The organism is Buttiauxella sp. (assembly GCF_035271705.1).
GTDB lineage: Bacteria > Pseudomonadota > Gammaproteobacteria > Enterobacterales > Enterobacteriaceae > Buttiauxella.
The window spans coordinates 1-19,242 of the sequence record NZ_DATERI010000119.1; the positions used below are offsets into that span (position 1 = coordinate 1).

The 19,242-nt window shown below is 49.4% G+C and carries 17 protein-coding genes; 9 read left to right on the top strand and 8 right to left on the bottom strand.

Annotated elements, in window-relative coordinates:
• The 4 genes from VJY99_RS10930 to VJY99_RS10945 all read right to left on the bottom strand — a co-directional run.
• Nucleotides 1-1,424, bottom strand: a 1,424-nt coding sequence (locus tag VJY99_RS10930; RefSeq protein ID WP_324118338.1) for an NAD-dependent malic enzyme, incomplete at its 3' end; no start/stop codon positions are given.
• A 235-nt stretch (nucleotides 1,425-1,659) separates the two neighbouring features.
• Nucleotides 1,660-3,003 (bottom strand): MFS transporter, encoded by a 1,344-nt coding sequence (locus tag VJY99_RS10935; protein WP_324118340.1) that lies wholly within the window; start codon nucleotides 3,001-3,003, stop codon nucleotides 1,660-1,662.
• Between the two features lie 90 nt (nucleotides 3,004-3,093).
• Nucleotides 3,094-3,936 carry a fumarylacetoacetate hydrolase family protein gene (locus VJY99_RS10940; protein ID WP_324118342.1) on the bottom strand — a complete coding sequence of 281 codons (843 nt, stop codon included), beginning with the start codon at nucleotides 3,934-3,936 and terminating at the stop codon, nucleotides 3,094-3,096.
• Between the two features lie 86 nt (nucleotides 3,937-4,022).
• On the bottom strand, nucleotides 4,023-5,186 hold the full coding sequence (locus tag VJY99_RS10945; protein ID WP_324118344.1) for a mandelate racemase/muconate lactonizing enzyme family protein: 1,164 nt from the start codon (nucleotides 5,184-5,186) through the stop codon (nucleotides 4,023-4,025).
• A 185-nt stretch (nucleotides 5,187-5,371) separates the two neighbouring features.
• Between VJY99_RS10945 and VJY99_RS10950 the strand changes: the two genes are divergently transcribed.
• Nucleotides 5,372-6,298: a LysR family transcriptional regulator gene (locus tag VJY99_RS10950; RefSeq protein ID WP_324118346.1), complete on the top strand. Its 927-nt coding sequence runs from the start codon at nucleotides 5,372-5,374 to the stop codon at nucleotides 6,296-6,298.
• Nucleotides 6,299-6,579: 281 nt separating this feature from the next.
• Here VJY99_RS10950 and leuD read toward each other — a convergent pair whose 3' ends face one another.
• Nucleotides 6,580-7,188 carry a 3-isopropylmalate dehydratase small subunit gene (gene leuD, locus VJY99_RS10955; protein ID WP_324118348.1) on the bottom strand — a complete coding sequence of 203 codons (609 nt, stop codon included), beginning with the start codon at nucleotides 7,186-7,188 and terminating at the stop codon, nucleotides 6,580-6,582.
• A 2-nt stretch (nucleotides 7,189-7,190) separates the two neighbouring features.
• The gene (gene leuC, locus VJY99_RS10960) at nucleotides 7,191-8,615 is read right to left on the bottom strand and encodes a 3-isopropylmalate dehydratase large subunit (RefSeq protein WP_324118350.1); all 1,425 of its coding nucleotides are present in this window, start codon (nucleotides 8,613-8,615) and stop codon (nucleotides 7,191-7,193) included.
• Nucleotides 8,616-9,267: 652 nt separating this feature from the next.
• Between leuC and VJY99_RS10965 the strand changes: the two genes are divergently transcribed.
• Nucleotides 9,268-12,024, top strand: coding sequence for a diguanylate cyclase (locus VJY99_RS10965; RefSeq protein ID WP_324118352.1), 2,757 nt, complete (start codon nucleotides 9,268-9,270; stop codon nucleotides 12,022-12,024).
• 250 nt (nucleotides 12,025-12,274) lie between these two features.
• On the opposite strand, the gene uspE is transcribed toward VJY99_RS10965, so the two are convergent.
• On the bottom strand, nucleotides 12,275-13,225 hold the full coding sequence (uspE, locus tag VJY99_RS10970) for a universal stress protein UspE (RefSeq protein WP_324118354.1): 951 nt from the start codon (nucleotides 13,223-13,225) through the stop codon (nucleotides 12,275-12,277).
• Between the two features lie 552 nt (nucleotides 13,226-13,777).
• Here uspE and srlA point away from each other — a divergent pair.
• From srlA to VJY99_RS11005, 7 genes are all read left to right on the top strand, one after another.
• A complete protein-coding gene (gene srlA / locus VJY99_RS10975; protein ID WP_324118356.1) occupies nucleotides 13,778-14,326 on the top strand; it encodes a PTS glucitol/sorbitol transporter subunit IIC in 549 nt (182 codons plus the stop codon).
• 14 nt (nucleotides 14,327-14,340) lie between these two features.
• Nucleotides 14,341-15,336: a PTS glucitol/sorbitol transporter subunit IIB gene (gene srlE, locus VJY99_RS10980; protein WP_324118358.1), complete on the top strand. Its 996-nt coding sequence runs from the start codon at nucleotides 14,341-14,343 to the stop codon at nucleotides 15,334-15,336.
• A gap of 9 nt (nucleotides 15,337-15,345) precedes the next feature.
• Complete coding sequence (srlB, locus tag VJY99_RS10985) at nucleotides 15,346-15,708, top strand: PTS glucitol/sorbitol transporter subunit IIA (protein WP_324118360.1); 363 nt, start codon at nucleotides 15,346-15,348, stop codon at nucleotides 15,706-15,708.
• Nucleotides 15,709-15,729: 21 nt separating this feature from the next.
• Nucleotides 15,730-16,509, top strand: a complete 780-nt coding sequence (gene srlD / locus VJY99_RS10990) for a sorbitol-6-phosphate dehydrogenase (protein WP_324118362.1) — start codon at nucleotides 15,730-15,732, stop codon at nucleotides 16,507-16,509.
• Between the two features lie 53 nt (nucleotides 16,510-16,562).
• Nucleotides 16,563-16,925: a transcriptional regulator GutM gene (gene gutM / locus VJY99_RS10995; protein WP_324118364.1), complete on the top strand. Its 363-nt coding sequence runs from the start codon at nucleotides 16,563-16,565 to the stop codon at nucleotides 16,923-16,925.
• An 81-nt stretch (nucleotides 16,926-17,006) separates the two neighbouring features.
• Nucleotides 17,007-17,780 (top strand): glucitol operon DNA-binding transcriptional repressor SrlR, encoded by a 774-nt coding sequence (srlR, locus tag VJY99_RS11000; protein ID WP_324118367.1) that lies wholly within the window; start codon nucleotides 17,007-17,009, stop codon nucleotides 17,778-17,780.
• Entirely contained in the window at nucleotides 17,773-17,895 is a 123-nt protein-coding gene (locus tag VJY99_RS11005) for a hypothetical protein (protein WP_324118368.1), read from the top strand. Before srlR ends, VJY99_RS11005 begins: the two co-directional genes overlap by 8 nt.
• 99 nt (nucleotides 17,896-17,994) lie before the next feature.
• On the opposite strand, the gene VJY99_RS11010 is transcribed toward VJY99_RS11005, so the two are convergent.
• On the bottom strand, nucleotides 17,995-19,242 hold a 1,248-nt coding region (locus VJY99_RS11010), incomplete at its 5' end, for an SLC13 family permease (protein ID WP_414641586.1).

Below are 19,242 nucleotides of genomic sequence, written 5' to 3' on the forward strand. Positions count from 1 at the left end.
GCGATGACGCCCAGCCCTATCCCTGGGAAAATGTAAGAGTTGTTGCACTGGGCGATGACATAGCGCTTGCCCTTGTATTCCACCGGTGCAAACGGGCTGCCGGTCGCCACCAACACCTGGCCATCAGTCCAGCGAATGAGATCCGCAGGAGTCGCTTCCACCCGGGAGGTGGGGTTAGAAAGCGGGAAGATGATAGGCCGGGCACAGTGCTTGTGCATGGTCTTCACCACCTCTTCGCTAAACAATCCCGGCTGGCCAGAGACACCGATCAGGATATCCGGGCGACCATGCTCCATCACCTCCAGCAGGGATATATTGCCCTCCACCGGCCATTCTCTGATCCGCTCCAGCGGCTGAGAGAGGCGGCGCTGGAAGTCGAGCTGATTCGGGTGCTTGTCGGTGATGAGGCCGCATCTGTCGACCATGAAGACCCGGCTACGCGCCTGTGCATCCGTCAACCCTTCCGCTTTCATCTGTGCCACTATCTGTTCGGCGATGCCGCAACCCGCACTGCCCGCGCCAAGGAAGGCGACGCGCTTTTCGGAAATCTGGGTTCCGGAGGCTTTGCAGGCGGCAAGCAGGCTACCTAACGCTACCGCGGCAGTGCCCTGAATATCATCGTTGAAACAGCACAGCTCATCTTTGTAGCGATTGAGCAGCGGCATCGCATTACCCTGGGCAAAGTCTTCGAACTGCAACAGGATATTAGGCCAGCGGCGTTTGGCGGCCTGGATGAAGGCATCGACAAATTCATCATACTGTTCGCCACTGATGCGCGGATGGCGCCACCCCATGTAGAAGGGATCATCGAGCAACTGCTGGTTGTTGGTGCCCACGTCCAGTACCACCGGCAGGCAGTAGGCTGGCGAGATACCGCCACAGGCGGTGTAGAGTGACAGTTTGCCAATGGGAATGCCCATACCACCGATCCCCTGGTCACCCAGACCCAGGATCCGCTCGCCATCGGTGAGCACGATAACCTTGACGTTCTGCTTGGTGGCGTTTTGCAGCATGTCATCAATCCGATCCTTGTCCGGATAGGCGATAAACAGACCGCGGGCACGGCGGTAAATATTGGAGAACTCTTCACAGGCCTTACCCACCGTCGGAGTATAAATAATCGGCATCATCTCGGTCAGGTGGCTGTTTATTAACCGGTAAAACAGAGTCTCGTTAGTATCCTGGATGTTGCGCAGGTAGATATGTTTGTTCAGGTCGTTACCAAAGGCCTTGAACTGACGGTAGGCGCGCTCGACCTGCTCTTCAATGGATTCGATATTCTGGGGCAGAAGGCCTTTAAGGTTGAAGCTGCTGCGCTCCTCACTGGTGAAGGCACTGCCTTTATTGAGCAACGGAATTTCCAGCAAAACAGGTCCGGCATGGGGAATATAGAGGGGACGTTGTTGATTATGATCTTCGATCATGGGTCTGTACCTTGATTGTTTTTACCGTCATGGGAAAACTATTTTAGGAGGTGCGAATAAGTCACCAAACGTGGTTTACCATCAACGTAACAAATTGAAATTAAATATTAAAATATTCAATTTAGTGGCGAAAGGTACTTATTCTCACCTTACTTTACTAACTTGAAGACTATTACCCAACTTGCACTTCATAAATAGCAAGGGCGCGCTCCTGCCGGTAGCGCGCCCTGCATATTTACTCCTTCAACGACTTGGTACGTAAGGATGGCTGACGAAAGGCCGCCTTGAAATCCCATGTATTTTCATTTTTACCAACGGCCATAGCGAACAGTATGCCGCCTATAATGGAGAACAAGCCCAGCACACCCCAAGCCAGAATCATGTTTGTTCCACCCCCAAGATGCTTCAGGTACCCAGCGACCAGTGGTCCGCCGAATTGGCCGATAAAATTACTGCAGCCACCGACAAACGCTACAGCTGGTACGGCTTTTCTGGTCGGGAGTATTTCGGTCAGGCGAACATAAACAAGGGGGACCAACATTTTCATCGTCAGGCCGACAAACATAAACAACACTATCTGCACCCAGTAAATGGATGTGGGTACAAAAGCGGCTGCGCAAAGAGCTACACCGCAAAGCACCGTTGGGATCGCGGCATGTAGGCGCCGTTCCTGATTGTATTTATCTGAGCGACGGGTGATATACCAGATACCCACCATCGTCATCAGGAAGGGTAGACCGCTGATAACCCCAATCATAATTTCACTGAGCGTGCCATAACCTTTTAGCGCAGATGGCAACCATAACGTAAATCCGTAAGCCAGCATGCTATGCAGCGAATACCCTACCAGCATCAACCAAAGTGCGGGAATTCGAAAAATCGTCCACCATGGATCTGATTCTTCCTTCACATAGTTCGACTGTTCAGAATCGAGATCCTTCTGAATGACATCACGGTCTTCATTACTCAGCCATTTGGCAGATTTAAGACTTTTGGGGACAGCATAGAACCAGATTGCACAAAACACCCATGCTGGGGCTCCCTCTATCACCATCATCATGCGCCAGTCGTGGTGCGCAAGAATCCATCCCGAGATTGGTCCGGCAAGAAAGGCGCCAGCACCGAGACTCAGGTTCCAGATCCCAAAGGCACGACCTCTTTCTTTTTTCATAAACCATTGCGCAAGGAACATCGCCGTGGCAGCCTGAATAGGGCCTTCTGATAATCCAAGCAAAAAGCGAATTGCAACGAGCTGACTGTAACTGCTCGTGAGGCCGGTTAACATTGCACAGGCACCGAAGAGAAAAAGACATATGCCAATAATCCGGCGGGATCCAAAACGAAGTGCCAGCCACCCAGCAGTAAACTGAGTTGTTACATAACCCCACGCAAAAACACCGCCAAATAATCCAGCCTGTACAGGAGTAAGACCGAATTCATCAACAATGTGGGGGAGTGCCATACCTATATTTACGCGATCAAAAAACGAGATCGTGTACATAATAAAGACGGCAGGTAATATTACCGTCCAGCGTTTTATGCCGATCAGGGCAAGTTCAGTATGAGAATTTATACTCATTATAACTTCCTCGTCATCAGACTATTTGTAGGGGGAGGTTCTGCTCTGAAATATATTTCTCAGTCAGTTTTATTTGTATTATTTATATTTTCATTCACCGGACACAACATAATTCCTGAGTCGCCCGATTGACTCAATTTCAACTTCAATAACGTCTCCATTATTTAAAAACAATTGTGGGTTGCGTGAACGACCGACTCCACCGGGTGATCCCGTCAGGATAACGTCGCCCGGCGAAAGCTGCGTAAACGTACTGATATAGGCGATGATCTCATTTACGGAATGGATCATATTGGATGTACTGTCATCCTGTACCGTTTCACCGTTCAGCATCGTTTTTATGGACAGGTTCTGAACATCTTGAATTTCATCCGGGGTGACCAACCATGGTCCGAAACCGCCCGTTTTGCTCCAGTTTTTTCCCGCAGTAAACCACGTGTGCTGCCAGTCTCTTACAGAGCCATCCATATAACAGGAATAACCCGCAATATGCTCAGCTGCATTCTCCGGACGGATTTTCAGCCCGGCTTTACCGATTATAAGGACAAGTTCCCCCTCATAATCGAGTTGCTCACTCAGTGAGGGCTTAACAATTTCCCCAAGGTGTGGTGTTTGAGAGTCTGAAAAGCGTATAAACACAGTAGGTGCATTGGAGGTAATGCTGAACTCTTCACGTTTGGTCTGATAATTCATCCCGATACATAAAATTTTTCCCGGATTTTCTATGACTGGCAAGAATTTTATGTCCGACAACTGGAAGTCAGCAGACTCTTGAATATATTTCTCTGCCGCCTGCACGCCTTTTTCTATTATAAAACTTTTTAAGTCTGGAATAGTAAAGTTCATTCTGCTTTTTAAATCTATAATACCTTTTTCAGTATGAATGCCGTAACTTTTAAACCCATCGGGTGTGATATAACTCAGTAGTTTCATTATGATTACCCGGCACCGACTTTCTTTTTACAGAAAGACGGTGTCATCAAAGAAATTAACGGAAGACTATATTTGTCCAGACAGACTTATTCAGCCAGTGCACGCATTTCTTTGATAAGATCAGCTTTACCTTCAAAACCAATCCCCGGCAGCTCAGGCATGATGATGTGGCCATCTTCAACCTTCACTGAGTCAGGGAAACCGCCATAAGGCTGGAACAGGTCAGGGTAGCTTTCATTGCCACCCAGCCCAAGGCCAGCGGCAATATTGAGTGACATTTGGTGCCCGCCGTGAGGGACACAGCGTGACGGGGACCAGCCAAACTGTTCTAGTACATCCAGCGTCCGAAGATACTCAACCAGTCCGTAAGAAAGCGCGCAATCAAATTGCAGATAATCGCGATCAGGGCGCATACCACCATAGCGCAGCAGATTTCGTGCGTCCTGATGGGAGAATAGATTTTCACCCGTAGCCATAGAGCCTGGATAAAATTCGGAAATAGAGGCCTGCAGGGCATAGTCTAACGGATCGCCAATTTCTTCGTACCAGAACAACGGGTATTCACGCAGCATCTTGGCATAGGCGATGCCTGTTTCTAAATCAAAACGGCCGTTAGCATCGACCGCCAGGCGAGCTTCGCTGCCAATTTCTTCTAGTACGGCCTCGATACGTCGACGGTCTTCATCCAGTGACGCACCACCAATTTTCATTTTCACTACATTGTATCCACGGTTCAGATACCCGCGCATTTCCTGACGCAAAGCGCTAAGGTCTTTCCCCGGATAGTAATATCCGCCGGCGGCATACACGAATACCCGTGGGTTCGCCTCAACCCCCTTCATTTCTGCCAGCAAACGGAAAAGCGGCTTATTAGCAATTTTTGCTGTCGCATCCCAGATGGCCATATCCAGTGTCCCCACAGCAACCGAGCGCTCTCCGTGTCCGCCAGGTTTTTCATTGATCATCATGGCATCCCAGATTTTATGAGGATCAAGATTATCGCCCTTCGCGTTCAGTAAGCTGCCAGGTTCTGCATCAAGGATACGGTCGCGGAAACGTTCACGGATCAAACCACCCTGACCGTAGCGACCATTTGAGTTGAAGCCGTACCCCACAACCCGACGACCATCAACTTCAACATCGGTGACAACCGCGACAAGGCTGGCGGTCATTTTGCTGAAATCGATGTAGGCGTTACGAATAGGTGAAGCGATAGGTTTTGTGATTTCTACGACATCAAGGATACGCATGTTCTCTCCGGTAATTTTTTCTGTAATTAGCACAGATTTCTGGATGAATACCCGGATGCATTACGTGATGCCATTTTGTTAGCTTACAGCGCATCTGGGTATGTACCTAAGGGCCCTTGGGTCCTGTCTTTTATTATCCTATGCGCTTAAAATAAGTTCTTCTAATGCAAATCAGGATGGCTGTAATGCAAAATCGGCATCATCTGGAGTTAACCTGGCTTGAAGACTGTATTGAACTAGCTGAGTCACTGAACTTCTCGCGAGCGGCAATTGCACGAAATGTGACCCAGCCTGCATTCAGTCGGCGTATACAGTCGCTGGAAGAGTGGCTGGGGACGCCCATCTTTGAAAGAAACCGTCGCGGTGTCAGCCTGACACGGGCGGGTGAAATATTGATTCGGCAGGCCCCTGAGCTCATTCGCGCACTTTACACGCTGAGAAGTGAGGCCATTGATGCGTCTGGAGATTCGAAGCCGGATGTGATCTTTTCGGCAACACACTCGTTGTCCTTTTCCTTTTTTCCGAAATTTTTAAGTCACAATGAAAAAATCGCGCGATATGGCTCCTTTCGCCTTTTGTCCGACACTCTCAGCGCATGCGAACGAATGATTGCCAAAGGAGATGCGCAGTTTCTTCTGTGTTACTACCATCCCCATATGCATATTCATCTTGAGCAGAAGAAGTTTCTGAGTGTGCGTTTGGGACAGGAGATGCTGATCCCTTATACCCGCTGCGAGCCGCAGACGGGACAACCGTTATGGAGCGCCAGCGGAGGAAGGAAATTTCCTTACCTCTCGTTTTCTGCAGAGTCAGGATTGGGCAGGATCATTTCTAACATGTCATCAGTGAACCGGGCGAAGCGGGGGATGGACATTGTTTTTACTGCAGATTTGGCAGCAACCCTGCTGGCAATGGTTAAAGCCGGCGACGGTATCGCCTGGCTTCCTGCAACACTGGCAGAGCCTGACGTTCAGGCTGGTAATATTGTGGTTGCCGCACCGCGTGAAAGTGATCTGTGGATACCGATCGACATCAGGCTTTTCAGACCGGCGGCGAAAATGTCGCGCCCTGTTGAGGAATTATGGAGTATTTTCATTGATGAGCAGGTATGAGGCCTTTAGGGAAGGCGCGATTAAGTCACTAAACACGAAAAAAGCACAGCTGTAACTCATTGAACTGAAAAAGATTAATTTTTCAGTTCAATGAATGGGTACTTGTTCACATCTTCCTTAACCGGCAGCCTCGTTTTGTTATCTGAAATTCTGCAAGAAATACTGTTTTGTGCGGTGTTATTCCTCTTATATTTGAAAGATCACAGGGCAAGCCCCTTACAGGTTTATTGTGAAATATTTCTTACGTTCGAGAACCCCTTAATTTCGTTAAAAATATTTGTTTAAGTTAAATACCAAGGGGAAGCAGCATAGTACTGCTCTTCGAATTTCTTTATTTCACTGCTAAACGATAACGTTAAACCAATGGCATCCAGACCATTCACCAACATTCTTTTCTTCATTTCATCCACATTAAAAGGATAAACAGTAGTGGCAACCGAAATTTTTTGTTCAACCAGATCAACCTGAATAAAATTAGAGTCTGTTTTTTTAACAGTATCGGCCAGTTGATTAAGTTTATCTTCTTCAAGACAAATCGTAAGGACACCATTTCTCTGGCAGTTATCGTTAAAAATCCCTGCAAAGGAGGTACCAATGATTGCTTTAATTCCTAACTGTTTCATTCCCCACACTGCATGCTCACGACTTGACCCACAGCCGAAGTTTGGTCCCACAATGAGAAAACACGCGCCTTTCCAACCTGCCTTATTTAAAATAAAATCTGAATTATCACTACCATCCTTATTAAAACGCAGATCGTAGAAAAGACCTTTATCAAGGCCCTGGCGATCAATACCTTTCAGGAATTGCTTGGGCATAATGACATCTGTGTCAATATTTGCGGCCATCATCGGTGCTGCAATCCCTGAAATAGATTTAAACGCTTCCATAATTACACCTCGGTAAAATATCTAACATCCGTTAAATGACCTGCGACGGCGGCAGCAGCAACCATTGCGGGACTCATAAGATGCGTTCTGGACCCAGCTCCCTGGCGACCCGCAAAGTTGCGGTTAGTGCTGGAGGCGCAGCGATCCCCGGGAGACAAAACATCTTCATTCATTGCAAGACACATAGAACAACCGGATTGACGCCATTCAAATCCTGCATCGATAAAAATCTTGGCCAACCCCTCCTGTTCTGCACGTTCACGTACCATTGTTGAACCTGGTACGATCATGCCGCGAACATGTGCTGCAATGCGTCTGCCTTTCAGCACTTTCGCCACTTCTCTTAAATCTTCAATTCGGCTGTTGGTGCAGGAACCAATAAATGCGTGAGAGATTTTGATATCCGTAAAGGGTGTACCAGGTGTTAGCTCCATATATTTAAGAGCCGTAATAGAGCTATCCCTTTTTTGTGGGTCAGACAATAGTAAAGGATCGGGGATCACATCATTAATGGGGCCTGCCTGATCCGGGCTAATTCCCCAGGTGACAAACGGTTCCAGCTCGCTGCAATTAATGTAAATCTCTTTATCAAAACGAGCATCTGGGTCAGTTTTAAGCTGCCGCCAACTCTCCACTGCACGGCTCCACATCTCACCTTTCGGAGCGCGAGGCGTGTCCTTGAGATAGTTGAAGACTTTATCATCGGGTGCCATAAATGCCCCGCGCGCCCCGGCCTCTACCGCCATATTACAAATGGTCATTCTCGCCTCTACACTCAGGCTATCGATGACATTTCCACAGAATTCAATTGCATAACCTGTCGCGCCATCTGCACCAATGCGGGCAATAAGCGCCATAATGACGTCTTTAGAGGCCACCCCGAGCCCGAGCTCACCTTCGAGGGTCACCCTCATATTGCGTAGCTTTTTATATACCAGGGTCTGTGTTGCCAGTAGATGTTCAATTTCAGATGTGCCAATCCCAAATCCAAATGCCCCCAGCGCACCATAGGTGGTGGTGTGGCTATCACCCGCGGCAATGACCATACCTGGCATAGCTAACCCTTGTTCATGGGCGACCACATGTTCGATCCCCTGACGCTTATCCATGACATCAAAAAGTTCGATATTGAAATAGTGGCTATTTTCCTCAAAATAATTAACCTGAAGCGCCCCGCCGGGGTCGGTCATATTCTTGTTGCGTGCTGGACGGGTTGGGTTCACATGATCCACATTCAGCAAGATAGATTTGGGATTCCAGACTTGCCTGCCTTGCTCACGTAAACCGCTGAATGCCTGAGGACTGGTATATTCATTCAAAATAGATCGGTCGATATATAAAAGGATATTCCCTTGATTATCGAAGGTCTTAATGGTGTGTGAGTCTATATGTTTATCATATAGCGTCTTTCCCGTTTTAATATCCATTAGTCTTTCACTCTCTGTTTGTTTTAACTCCAGTGTAATCACAGGGTTTTTTAAGTCCAGATGGCAAGCCAGTACGAATACTAAAAACACTTTTTACAATATGTAAAAAGAAAAATACTTATACATAATCTTGCATTATCCTATTCAAGAATAATTAAGTTGTTCTGTATTGATTGATGTGCACCTTAATTATTCATGTAAACGGATGTTAGCGATGTCCGCTTAACCTATAAATTTCAGATTTTGCGTAGACGCGCTCCTTTCAGTTTTTGGTCAGGGTTTTCACGCAGCCTGCGCTCATTGCCGATAGGGGGCCATCCTACGGGCAGGTCAGTGCCTGAAGCGACACGATTGTCAGGAAAAGTGTGATCTGATCCCAGTTACGACCATAAGTGCAAATGGTTCAACAATGGCGCGTAGTCGGGCATATAACCTTAGTGTTAGAGTGCGTTTATGATACTAACCAACAACTGAGCCAGACCGGGTCTGAAATCAATGTAATCAACATTTGTTGTCACTGATGGTGTTCCTCTATCACGGGGGGTGGGCTCTTTCCCCGGTCTGGATTTAGCAGAATCCTCATATGAATTTTTTTGTTGCACGTCTACGCTCATGTATTGGCTCGTTATGCTCTGTATTTGGGCCCAATCGCTTGCTGCTGCTGGTTTTGTTCGTTCAAGGAGCGGCTGGTACGGGATACCTGTATCTTGAGCGCAACTGGATTGAAGCCGGCGTGGTGCAGAGCCTTAAAAACGTGTCGTCAATGCATCAGCGCAGTTTTGACCAGCTTGAGAGGACGCTGGACTATCAGTTCGCCTCGATCAGTAACGTCATTCAGGACAGGGGGGACGGTAAAGCTGACCTGCTCGCATTGCATACACAGTTGCAAAAGGAAGTGAAGCAGGTATGGCTGGATACTGTCGCCGTGCTGGATCCTGAGGGCAACATCGTTGACATTGACTCTGACGTGCCGCTGGAATCGGTCCAACTGCCACATTCTCTCAGGGACTTGCCAGCCTACCGGACTGTTCACGATAGCAAGGCTGGGTCTCTCACCACTTTTGTTCCTCGTCCGCACGCACCCGAACTGGGTGGGGGAGGGATCGCGATGTTTCGGGCGATCAAGTCCCCTGAGGGGCATTCGCTGGGCACGGTGGTCGGCTTTACCGCCCTGAGCAGCCTGTCGGCGTTGCTCAATATAGATGCCGGAAAGGGATTCGATCTGGGCAAACATGGCCTTCTGGGATTTATAGATCAACACACCCACACATGGTTGTATCGCTATGTATATGGCGGGGATCCCGCCATGATGAATACCGTGCCATCGCAGGTGATTAGCCCCGCATTGTTTCAGGACACCCGATATGGACCGGATGTGAAATTTGCTTACTCCCCGGTTGACGGAGAGGAGCGACTTATCGTGCTGGCTCCGTTGCGCGATGGCCATAGGCAGCAAGTGGTCGGTGCCAGTATGAATACGTACCTGCACGGTTGGCGCATCCAGGTGCTCTTCTCTGTGCTGGTATTTGCCGGTCTGGCTGTACTGCAGTGGCTGCTGCTGGGCTTTTTCCAGCGGAATCGCCAGCAGCGCGCACTGCTGGACCTGGTCCTCAGCACCGTGGACGCTTGTGTCTATTTCAAGACCAGCGAGCGGAGTTTCACCTACGTCAATGCGAACACCGCCGCCTTGTTTGGCCTCCCTGCAGAACAGATCATTGGCCGGCGGGACAGCGAAGTTTTGCCGCAGAAAATCGCCGATGATTTCTGGGTCACAGATAACCAGGTACTCACTTCGGGTAGCAAGCAAAACTGCACAGAAATTGCTGTCAATCCGGAGGGGAAAACCATTTACTATTCGTCAATCAAGGTACCGGTGCACCTGCCGGGTCAGCCGCCCGCCCTGGTCGGTATTTCAACCGATATAACCGAATTACATGAACAAACCCTTGCCCGTGAAGCCGCCGAGAAAGCGCTGGCGGCACACAACCACTATTTGTGGCTCAACAACCAAGTGCTGGAAAAGCTGAGCCAGAATGCCCCGCTGTCTGAGGTGCTGGACACCATGGTGCGCATTATCGATGACTATCGTCCCGGTATGCCTGGCGCCGTATTTCTGGTTTCCGACAATGGCAAGGAGTTGACGGGTTGTACCGCACCCCATTTACCTGAGGTGTGGTTGAGTGTGGCGGCGCGATTGCCTATAGGGGAGATGAATGGCTCGGCTACGGCAGCTGTTCGCAGTGGTGAAACCACCATTATTGCGGATATTTCCACCGATCCCCGTTGTGCCGCAGTGTCTGCCGTGTCACTCGAGCACGGACTGTGTGCATCGTGGGCTCAGCCTATCAAGAACCTTGAGGGCAAGGTCCTCGGAGTCTTCACCCTGTATCAGCGGGAGAGGGCGGAACCGGATGCCCATGATCTTGCCTTGCTGGAGGAATACGCCCGACTCGCGCAGATGGTCATCGAGCGCTCACGCCTTGCTGAGGCTTTGCAGCAAAGCCAGTCCCAGTATCGCCTGATGGCGGAAAACAGCAATGATGTGATCTGGGTACTGCAATACCCCTCCTTGCAGTACAGCTACATCAGTCCCTCAGTTGAACGGCAGCGCGGCTTGGCACCCGAAGAATTGTCCGGTCATTCTCTGGCAGATTCGATGCTGCCAGACTCGGTTATTGCATGGGACAATATGTTGGAAGAACACATCGGGCGTATTGCCGACGGTGATCTGACAGGCCGCTTCATAGAAATCGAGCTGGAAGTTTCCCATAAGGATGGCCATCACGTCGCCGTTGGCTTAGTGGGCACTATTATGCTGGACAGCGCGTCCAGACCGACTCACATTGTGGGCAGTTCCCGGGACATCACTCGGCGTAAGGCCGCCGAGGAGACGATTCGAAAAATGGCATTCTTGGACCAACTGACCAATTTGCCCAATCGCCGAATGATGGAAGACCGGCTTGGCCAGATGCTCGCACTGGCGAAACGGGAACAACGCAAGCTGTCGCTGCTGTTTGTTGATCTTGACCGCTTCAAGGCGGTCAATGACCAGCACGGGCATAAGGCGGGCGACTGGCTGTTGATGCAGGTCGCATCACGTATGAATGCGGTACTGCGCAAGTCTGATACCGCATCACGTCTGGGCGGCGATGAATTTGTCATCCTCCTGCCCGATACCCATAAAACAGAAGATGCTGTTCTGGTCGCTGAGAAAATCCGATCTGAGCTTGAAAAGCCTTTTGTCATGGACCAGGGTGTGGTGCTGGATATTTCATCGAGCATCGGCGTGGTGATGTACCCCGACCAGGCTGATAATGTGCGTGATTTACTGCAATTTGGCGATGAAGCCATGTACCGCGCCAAGAAGAATGGCAGGAATGCCGTGGAAGTGTTTGGAGCTCCAGTCTGACCCATTGACGCAACGACGTCGCAAGGCTGAAAGCGGACTCATCGTCTGTATAGAATTCCCCTGATCGTTAACCGGATAGTGGGTTTTTGACACCTTAACCGCCCTCGGCCTTGATGGTCGGGGGCGTTTTGTTATGAACATTGCCTCCAGATTGCTCCTCATATGCAGCAACCCTTTCAGGGTGCACCTCACCAAATAAAAAGCCCGCTCATATTTTGCATGGGCAGGCTTTGTTCATAACGACGAATTGTTAATCGTCATCTTCGTCGTCCAGCTCTTCCGGCATCTGGTCGGAGTCAGGTTTGATAACCAGCAGGTCGCAGCGCAGATGATCAATAACATGTTCTGCAGTGTTGCCCAGGAAAGCTGCCGACAGGCCAGTGCGGCCAATAGTGCCCAGAACCACAATCCCTGCCTGTAAATGCTCCGCCAAATCGGGGATCACTTTTTCAGGTAACCCTTCAACGACGTGGGTCATTTTCTCATCCAATTCAAATGTCTGGCGAATGGCTTTCATGGCAACAAGATGCTGCCCACGGATTGCTTCGTTAAAAACACTCGGATCGAACTCTGGCAGTTCAACGGCAATATTGTTTGGCGGGACGCGGTAGGCGCTCACCAGATGTACTTCGGTATTGTTAACATCTTCGGCGAGTCGAAGGGTTTCTGTAACCAGTTTTATGTTCAGAGCATTGTGATATTGCTCTCCACTTGCAAGGTTCACGGCGACAAGAGCCTTTCCACCTTCCGGCCATGGCTGGTTGTTCACCATCCACACAGGACATGGACATTTACGCAGCAAATGCCAGTCGGTTGGGGTAAAAATCACGGATTTGAGTTTGTCGTGTTGGTGGGTCATTTTTAACAACAGGTCATGCCCGCCGCTAATCACTTCCTCGATGATGGCTTCAAAAGGTCTGTTGTGCCACACCACTTTAATCTCAATGGGCACGCCGGATTCAATGTAATGTTGCGCCTGTTCTTTGATCCAATCCGCACGCTGGTTGATAACGCCTTCACGCATAGCGGTGAGTTCATCAGGTGACAGAAGACGGGTCATTTCGTAGGAAAAATCATAGACCGGCAAGAATGCTTTAATTCTGCCACCAATCCGTTGGTGCACATAAACAGCACGCCGCAGGGCAGGTTGATCGTCCTGATTGGGATCAATCGCAACTAACATGTTTTGATACTTTGACATACAGGGTCTCCTTACATGCTCAACCACAGTCTGTTAATTAAGATTAATCCATAAGAGGGGAATGAAACAGGATGAAGGCCTAATGTTATGCCCAGGCAACGACAATCCCCGCTCAACCATCATTTATTCCAGATCCTGCAACTGCCAGCTACGAACCTACGTTTTAATACGAAAGAATCATTCTGTAAGCATCTTGCAATGAGCTTTCGCGGCGAACTCACGACATTCCCCCCTAACGTTGATAAGCGTTTCTCATGGCTAGGGTACGTAATCCCAATTAGTCACGCCAATGGATTTATATTTATTTAAAATCAATGCATTAATGATTTTCCATTCATGTTTTTCATCTAATTTTAGTATGAAACCCTTCCGTTTTTATCACCTTTGCCTCAACTAGCTTTGATCATAATTTCGCAATAAGCGTTCATTTTGAAAGTTATTTCTTTTAAATTGTGATCAATAACGCTTCTTTATGGATTCACTTTGATTATATTTTCTTCGCGGTGAGATAAAAAAGAAAACGTACACCTACGTACACTACAGGAGAGCGAGATGATCGAAATTATCACACACGGTGCCGAGTGGTTTATTGGCCTGTTTCAGAAAGGAGGAGAGGTGTTTGTCAGTATGGTGACTGGCATTTTGCCTCTTTTAATCAGTTTGTTGGTCGTCATGAATGCGCTGATCGTCTTCGTCGGTCAGAGAAGAATCGAACGTCTGGCACAGGGTTGTGCCGGGAATCCAATACTGCGTTATTTACTGCTCCCGGTGATGGGTACGTTTGTGTTTTGTAACCCGATGACACTGAGCCTCGGGCGTTTTATGCCTGAAATCTATAAGCCCAGCTATTACGCTGCCAGTTCATACAGTTGCCATTCCATGAACGGATTATTCCCACATATTAACCCAGGCGAACTCTTTGTTTATCTCGGTGTTGCCAGTGGGTTGACGACGCTGGGATTACCTCTGGGGCCGCTGGCGGTCAGCTATTTCCTGGTCGGTATGGTGACTAATTTCTTCCGTGGCTGGGTAACCGATCTCACAACACGCATCTTCGAACGCAAGATGGGTATTCAGCTTGCACGTCAGGTTCAACTTTAAACGCGGAGCAGAAAATGAGTGCAATTATTCGAGTAAACCAGGGTGAAGGCGGCTGGGGTGGCCCATTACTGATTGAGGCCGTGCCTGATAAGAAAGTGGTTTATATCACCGCGGGTACCCGCCCAGCGATTGTCGACAAACTAGCCGCACTAACCGGCTGGGAAACCGTGGATGGTTTTAAAGAAGGTGAACCACCGACCGATGAGATAGGCGTGGTGGTCATTGACTGTGGCGGTACGCTGCGTTGTGGCATTTATCCTAAACGCAGGGTTCCGACGGTCAATATTCATTCGACAGGTAAATCCGGCCCGCTGGCACAATTTATCACCGAAGATATTTATGTGTCCGGCGTGCGAGTACATGACATTTCTATCGAAACTGCGGCAAGCAATGAACCGGCCCTTGCTGACATGAGCAGCACGCCACCTAAAGCTAAAGGTGGACGGGAATATGACACCACAAAAAAAATAACCGAACAAAGTGACGGGCTGCTGGCAAAAGTCGGGATGGGGATGGGGTCCGGCGTCGCAGTGCTGTTCCAGGCAGGGCGTGACACCATCGATACCGTGCTCAAAACCATTCTGCCTTTTATGGCATTTGTGGCCGCACTCATCGGCATCATTATGGCTTCCGGATTGGGTGATCTGGTGGCGCATGGCCTGACGCCGCTGGCTAAAAGTCCGGTAGGGTTAGTCATGCTGGCCTTGATTTGCTCCTTCCCGTTGCTCTCTCCTTTCCTCGGCCCAGGTGCCGTTATTGCGCAAGTCATTGGCGTACTGGTTGGCGTGCAAATCGGTTTGGGAAATATTCCGCCGCATTTGGCCTTACCTGCACTCTTCGCCATTAATGCCCAGGCAGCCTGTGATTTTATCCCGGTTGGATTGTCGCTGGCAGAAGCCAAACAAGACACCGTGCGGGTCGGTGTGCCATCTGTCCTGGTCAGCCGTTTTCTTACCGGCGCACCCACGGTGCTTATCGCGTGGGCCGCTTCCGCTTTCATCTATCAGTAAGAGGTCGTGATGCAAACCATTTATGAAACCACTATCACGCATATCGGTGATTTTGCCCGTGAAGCACTGGAAGACCGGATGTTGATCACTTTCCGTGAGGGTGCACCCGCGGACATTCAGGATTATTGCTTCATTCATCAGCACAGCGTGACCGACGGTGAACTGCATCGCGGTGCGTGTATGGAGCTGGCAAACGTCCGCTATCCGGTCACTGCTGTAGGCGAAGTGGCTATGCAGAATTTACGCGAACTGGGTCATATCACGTTGCGGTTTGATGGATGTGAACAGGCAGAATTTCCCGGAAGTGTGCATGTAAAAGGCATGACGCCCCAAGATGTCCCGCTTGGTAGTGTATTGAAATTTATCGATTAATATTTTGGCCAGGAGTCAATTATGGAACAGGTAGCAGTAGTCATTGGCGGTGGACAGACACTGGGTGCATTTCTGTGTCAGGGTCTTGCAGAATCAGGTTATCGGGTCGCTGTGGCGGATTTGAATGAGAAGAATGCTGCTTTAGTGGCAGAACAAATTAATCAGCAATACGGTGAGGGTCGGGCATTTGGTTTTAGTGTCGACGCCACGAGTGAAAGCAGCGTCGGGCAGTTGGCCAACGCTGTTGACCAGACATTTGGTCGTGTCAGCTTGCTGGTCTACAGTGCGGGCATTGCTAAAGCCTCACCTATCACCGATTTCGCGCTGAATGATTTCGACCTTTCATTACAGGTAAATTTGGTCGGATATTTCCTTTGTGCCCGTGAGTTCTCACGTCTGATGATTCGTGATCGGGTCCCTGGGCGTATTATTCAAATTAATTCAAAATCCGGCAAAGTCGGCAGCAAACATAATGCAGGTTACAGCGCTGCGAAGTTTGGTGGCGTGGGGCTTACGCAGTCTTTAGCCCTGGATCTGGCGGAGTACGGTATTACGGTGCATTCGCTGATGTTAGGCAATTTATTAAAATCCCCAATGTTCCAGTCATTATTGCCGCAGTACGCCAGTAAATTGGGTATTGAGGCTGATCAGGTGGAACAGTACTACACCGACAAAGTGCCGCTGAAACGGGGCTGCGATTATCAGGATGTACTGGACATGCTGTTGTTTTATGCCAGTGATAAGGCGTCGTACTGCACCGGTCAGTCAATCAATATTACCGGCGGCCAGGTGATGTTCTGATGACGCGAAGCCCCGATTTTTTCGGGGCATTTTTCTTTTAAAGGAGAGAAAACATGACGCCTGCTTCTGCATTAATACTCTGTGCCGGGTGTGCCTGGGTCGCTCAGATAGTACTCGGGTGGTGGCAGTTACAACGTTTCAACCGGGCTTTTGATGAATTGTGTCAACTGGGCGCAGTCGGTGTGGGGCGCTCAGGTGGGCGCTTTAAACCTCGAGTTGTTTTAGCACTGGCATTCGACAAAGAAGATAAAGTCCGTGCAGGTTTCTTACTGCGGGGCCTGACCATTTTCGCGTCTCCTGCACCTCTGACGCAGTTAAACGGATTAGGCAGACAAGAACTGATGCAAGGTGTGATCTTCCCACAAGATCCGAACGTTCAAACCGCACTATCGTTAGCGATTGAAACAAAATCATGATATTTTCATTTTAAAAGCTATTTCCTTTCAAAGGGAATTATAGCGAGAAGATTATATCTGAAAATTTGAACGGAAATCGCGATGAAACCTAAACAGCGTCAGGTGGCAATACTGGAGTATTTGCAACAATTCGGCAAAACAGCGGTTGATGAGTTGGCAGTACACTTTGCCACTACCGGTACCACAATTCGTAAAGATCTTACTTTGCTGGAAGACGAAGGGGCTGTGATCCGTACATACGGTGGTGTCGTCCTAAGCCGTGAAGAGGGCGATCAGCCCATTGACCGCAAGACGCACATTAATACCGCAAAAAAACTGAGTATTGCTCGCGCGGCAATCAAAGAAATTCAGGATGGTGATTCACTGATTTTCGATGCCGGGAGTACGGTCATGCAAATGGTACCTTTCCTCGGACAGTTCAATAATATCACCGTCATGACCAACAGTTTGCATATCGTCAACGCACTGGTTGAACTCGACAATGATCAAACCATCCTGATGCCCGGTGGGACCTACCGCAAAAAGTCTTCGTCCTTCCACGGAAGTCTGGCCGAAGGTGCTTTCAATCAGTTCAATTTTGACAAACTATTTATTGGTGCTGACGGTGTTGATCTTAACGGTGGTGTCACGACGTTCAACGAAGTTCACGGCGTGAGCCAGGCGATGTGCCGTGCGGCTGAACGCATCTATCTGCTTGTCGACTCCTCTAAATTCGGCCGTAAAAGCCCAAATGTCGTTTGTCATTTAGATAAAGTCGATACTTTAATCACTGACTCAGGTCTCAGCGACCCATACCGTGAAGCTATTGAACAACAAGGCATCCGTATTATTTTGGTGGATGAGAAGGATGAATGATGCGTTATTGGTGAGCCTCTGCAGCAACGCGCTGCGTGGCAATGTCGATCGCTCCACTCCGCAGAAAATGGAAGCCGCCATCCTTGCTGCACTTGAAATGGAGGTGTTTCGATAAAACGAAACGCCCTGGATTCACCGGCTACTGAGGAAACATTGCGCCTCGACAAGCAGATTTGCTTCCCGCTCCAGGCGCAATGCCGGCTGTGGAATCTTTTTATAGTTTTCCTGACAACCGGAACCAGCCGTAATCCAGCGGCATCAGTACGACAAACGTCACCACTGCCAACGCCAGACACAGCTTCAGACCAGCCTTAGCAGGCACTTTCCCCAGTGCCATCGCCACGACAATCGGTGAAGCCATATAAGGCAGCAGCGGTGTCGAATAACCCAGCACCTGCACCATAATCACTGATAACAATGGGAACCCCGTCGCTTGTGAAAAACTCTGAGCGAGCGTGGTGTACAGCGCCGGAACACCGTTTGCGGTGACGATAAAGTTCATCAGGCTGGTAATGCCTGTTAATGCAACAAAACTGGTGAAAGGACGTTCAGGGCTAAGCGGCATCACTGCGAGTAATTTCGCTCCCACTGCGCTACCCAATCCGGTTTCTGTTACCGTGGAAGCCAGCGCCAAAATCCCCGCCACGTAGAAGCAAGTACGCACGTTCACCCCGCTGGCAAACTCCTCGCTGGTGATAAAACCAACGCGCGGTAACAGCGTTATACAGGCAGCGACAAGACCAATCCAGGCAGGGCCTATACCATGCAGACTTTCACTGACCCAAAGCGTTAACACTACTGCAAGCAGCCAGGCCAGGCGTTTTTCCTCACGGCTCATTGGCCCTGATTGTTCAATTTGTTGCGGGGGATGAGGTTTACCAGGAAACAACCAGCAAATCAGGCCAGTCAGTGTCAGACCTTTTAAAATCCCCAATACCGGGGTATGTAGCCAAAGATACGGCAGATAATTCAGATGGATGCCATAAGAGCCTTCTGCGGCCCCACTCATCACCAGATTAGGCACATTGGCTGGCAAAATAGTGGCGGAAAGCTGGAAGGTGCCGAATCCGACGGCCAATGCCAGACCAAACCAGGCTTTTGTGTCTTCTACAATGCCGGCACGTTTTGCCATCGCCGCGACAATGGGCATCAACAACGCAATGCGTCCCATATTTGACGGCATAACAAAAGCCAGTGCGTAGGTCATCAGTATTACACTCCCCACCATCCGCACCCAGGAATCTGTCAGATTTTGGGAGACCATACGTGCAGCACGATCAGCCAGACCTGTTTTACGTATGGCAATGCCGAGTACAAACCCACTGAAAACCAGCCAGAATGCGGAAGAGGCGAAACCACTAAAAATAACCTCAGCAGGGGCAATTTTTGCCACCATCGCCACGGCGAAAAAAAGCAATGCGGTGAGGTACTCCGGCAGGGCGGATGTTGCCCAAAGTGTGAT

Bases quoted from the DNA above. Each gene is read 5' to 3' on its own strand.
- VJY99_RS10935 (WP_324118340.1), bottom strand. From the start codon at position 3,003: ATGAGTATAAATTCTCATACTGAACTTGCCCTGATCGGCATAAAACGC.
- VJY99_RS10940 (WP_324118342.1), bottom strand. From the start codon at position 3,936: ATGAAACTACTGAGTTATATCACACCCGATGGGTTTAAAAGTTACGGC.
- VJY99_RS10945 (WP_324118344.1), bottom strand. From the start codon at position 5,186: ATGCGTATCCTTGATGTCGTAGAAATCACAAAACCTATCGCTTCACCT.
- VJY99_RS10950 (WP_324118346.1), top strand. From the start codon at position 5,372: ATGCAAAATCGGCATCATCTGGAGTTAACCTGGCTTGAAGACTGTATT.
- leuD (WP_324118348.1), bottom strand. From the start codon at position 7,188: ATGGAAGCGTTTAAATCTATTTCAGGGATTGCAGCACCGATGATGGCC.
- leuC (WP_324118350.1), bottom strand. From the start codon at position 8,615: ATGGATATTAAAACGGGAAAGACGCTATATGATAAACATATAGACTCA.
- uspE (WP_324118354.1), bottom strand. From the start codon at position 13,225: ATGTCAAAGTATCAAAACATGTTAGTTGCGATTGATCCCAATCAGGAC.
- srlA (WP_324118356.1), top strand. From the start codon at position 13,778: ATGATCGAAATTATCACACACGGTGCCGAGTGGTTTATTGGCCTGTTT.
- srlE (WP_324118358.1), top strand. From the start codon at position 14,341: ATGAGTGCAATTATTCGAGTAAACCAGGGTGAAGGCGGCTGGGGTGGC.
- srlB (WP_324118360.1), top strand. From the start codon at position 15,346: ATGCAAACCATTTATGAAACCACTATCACGCATATCGGTGATTTTGCC.
- srlD (WP_324118362.1), top strand. From the start codon at position 15,730: ATGGAACAGGTAGCAGTAGTCATTGGCGGTGGACAGACACTGGGTGCA.
- gutM (WP_324118364.1), top strand. From the start codon at position 16,563: ATGACGCCTGCTTCTGCATTAATACTCTGTGCCGGGTGTGCCTGGGTC.
- srlR (WP_324118367.1), top strand. From the start codon at position 17,007: ATGAAACCTAAACAGCGTCAGGTGGCAATACTGGAGTATTTGCAACAA.
- VJY99_RS11005 (WP_324118368.1), top strand. From the start codon at position 17,773: ATGAATGATGCGTTATTGGTGAGCCTCTGCAGCAACGCGCTGCGTGGC.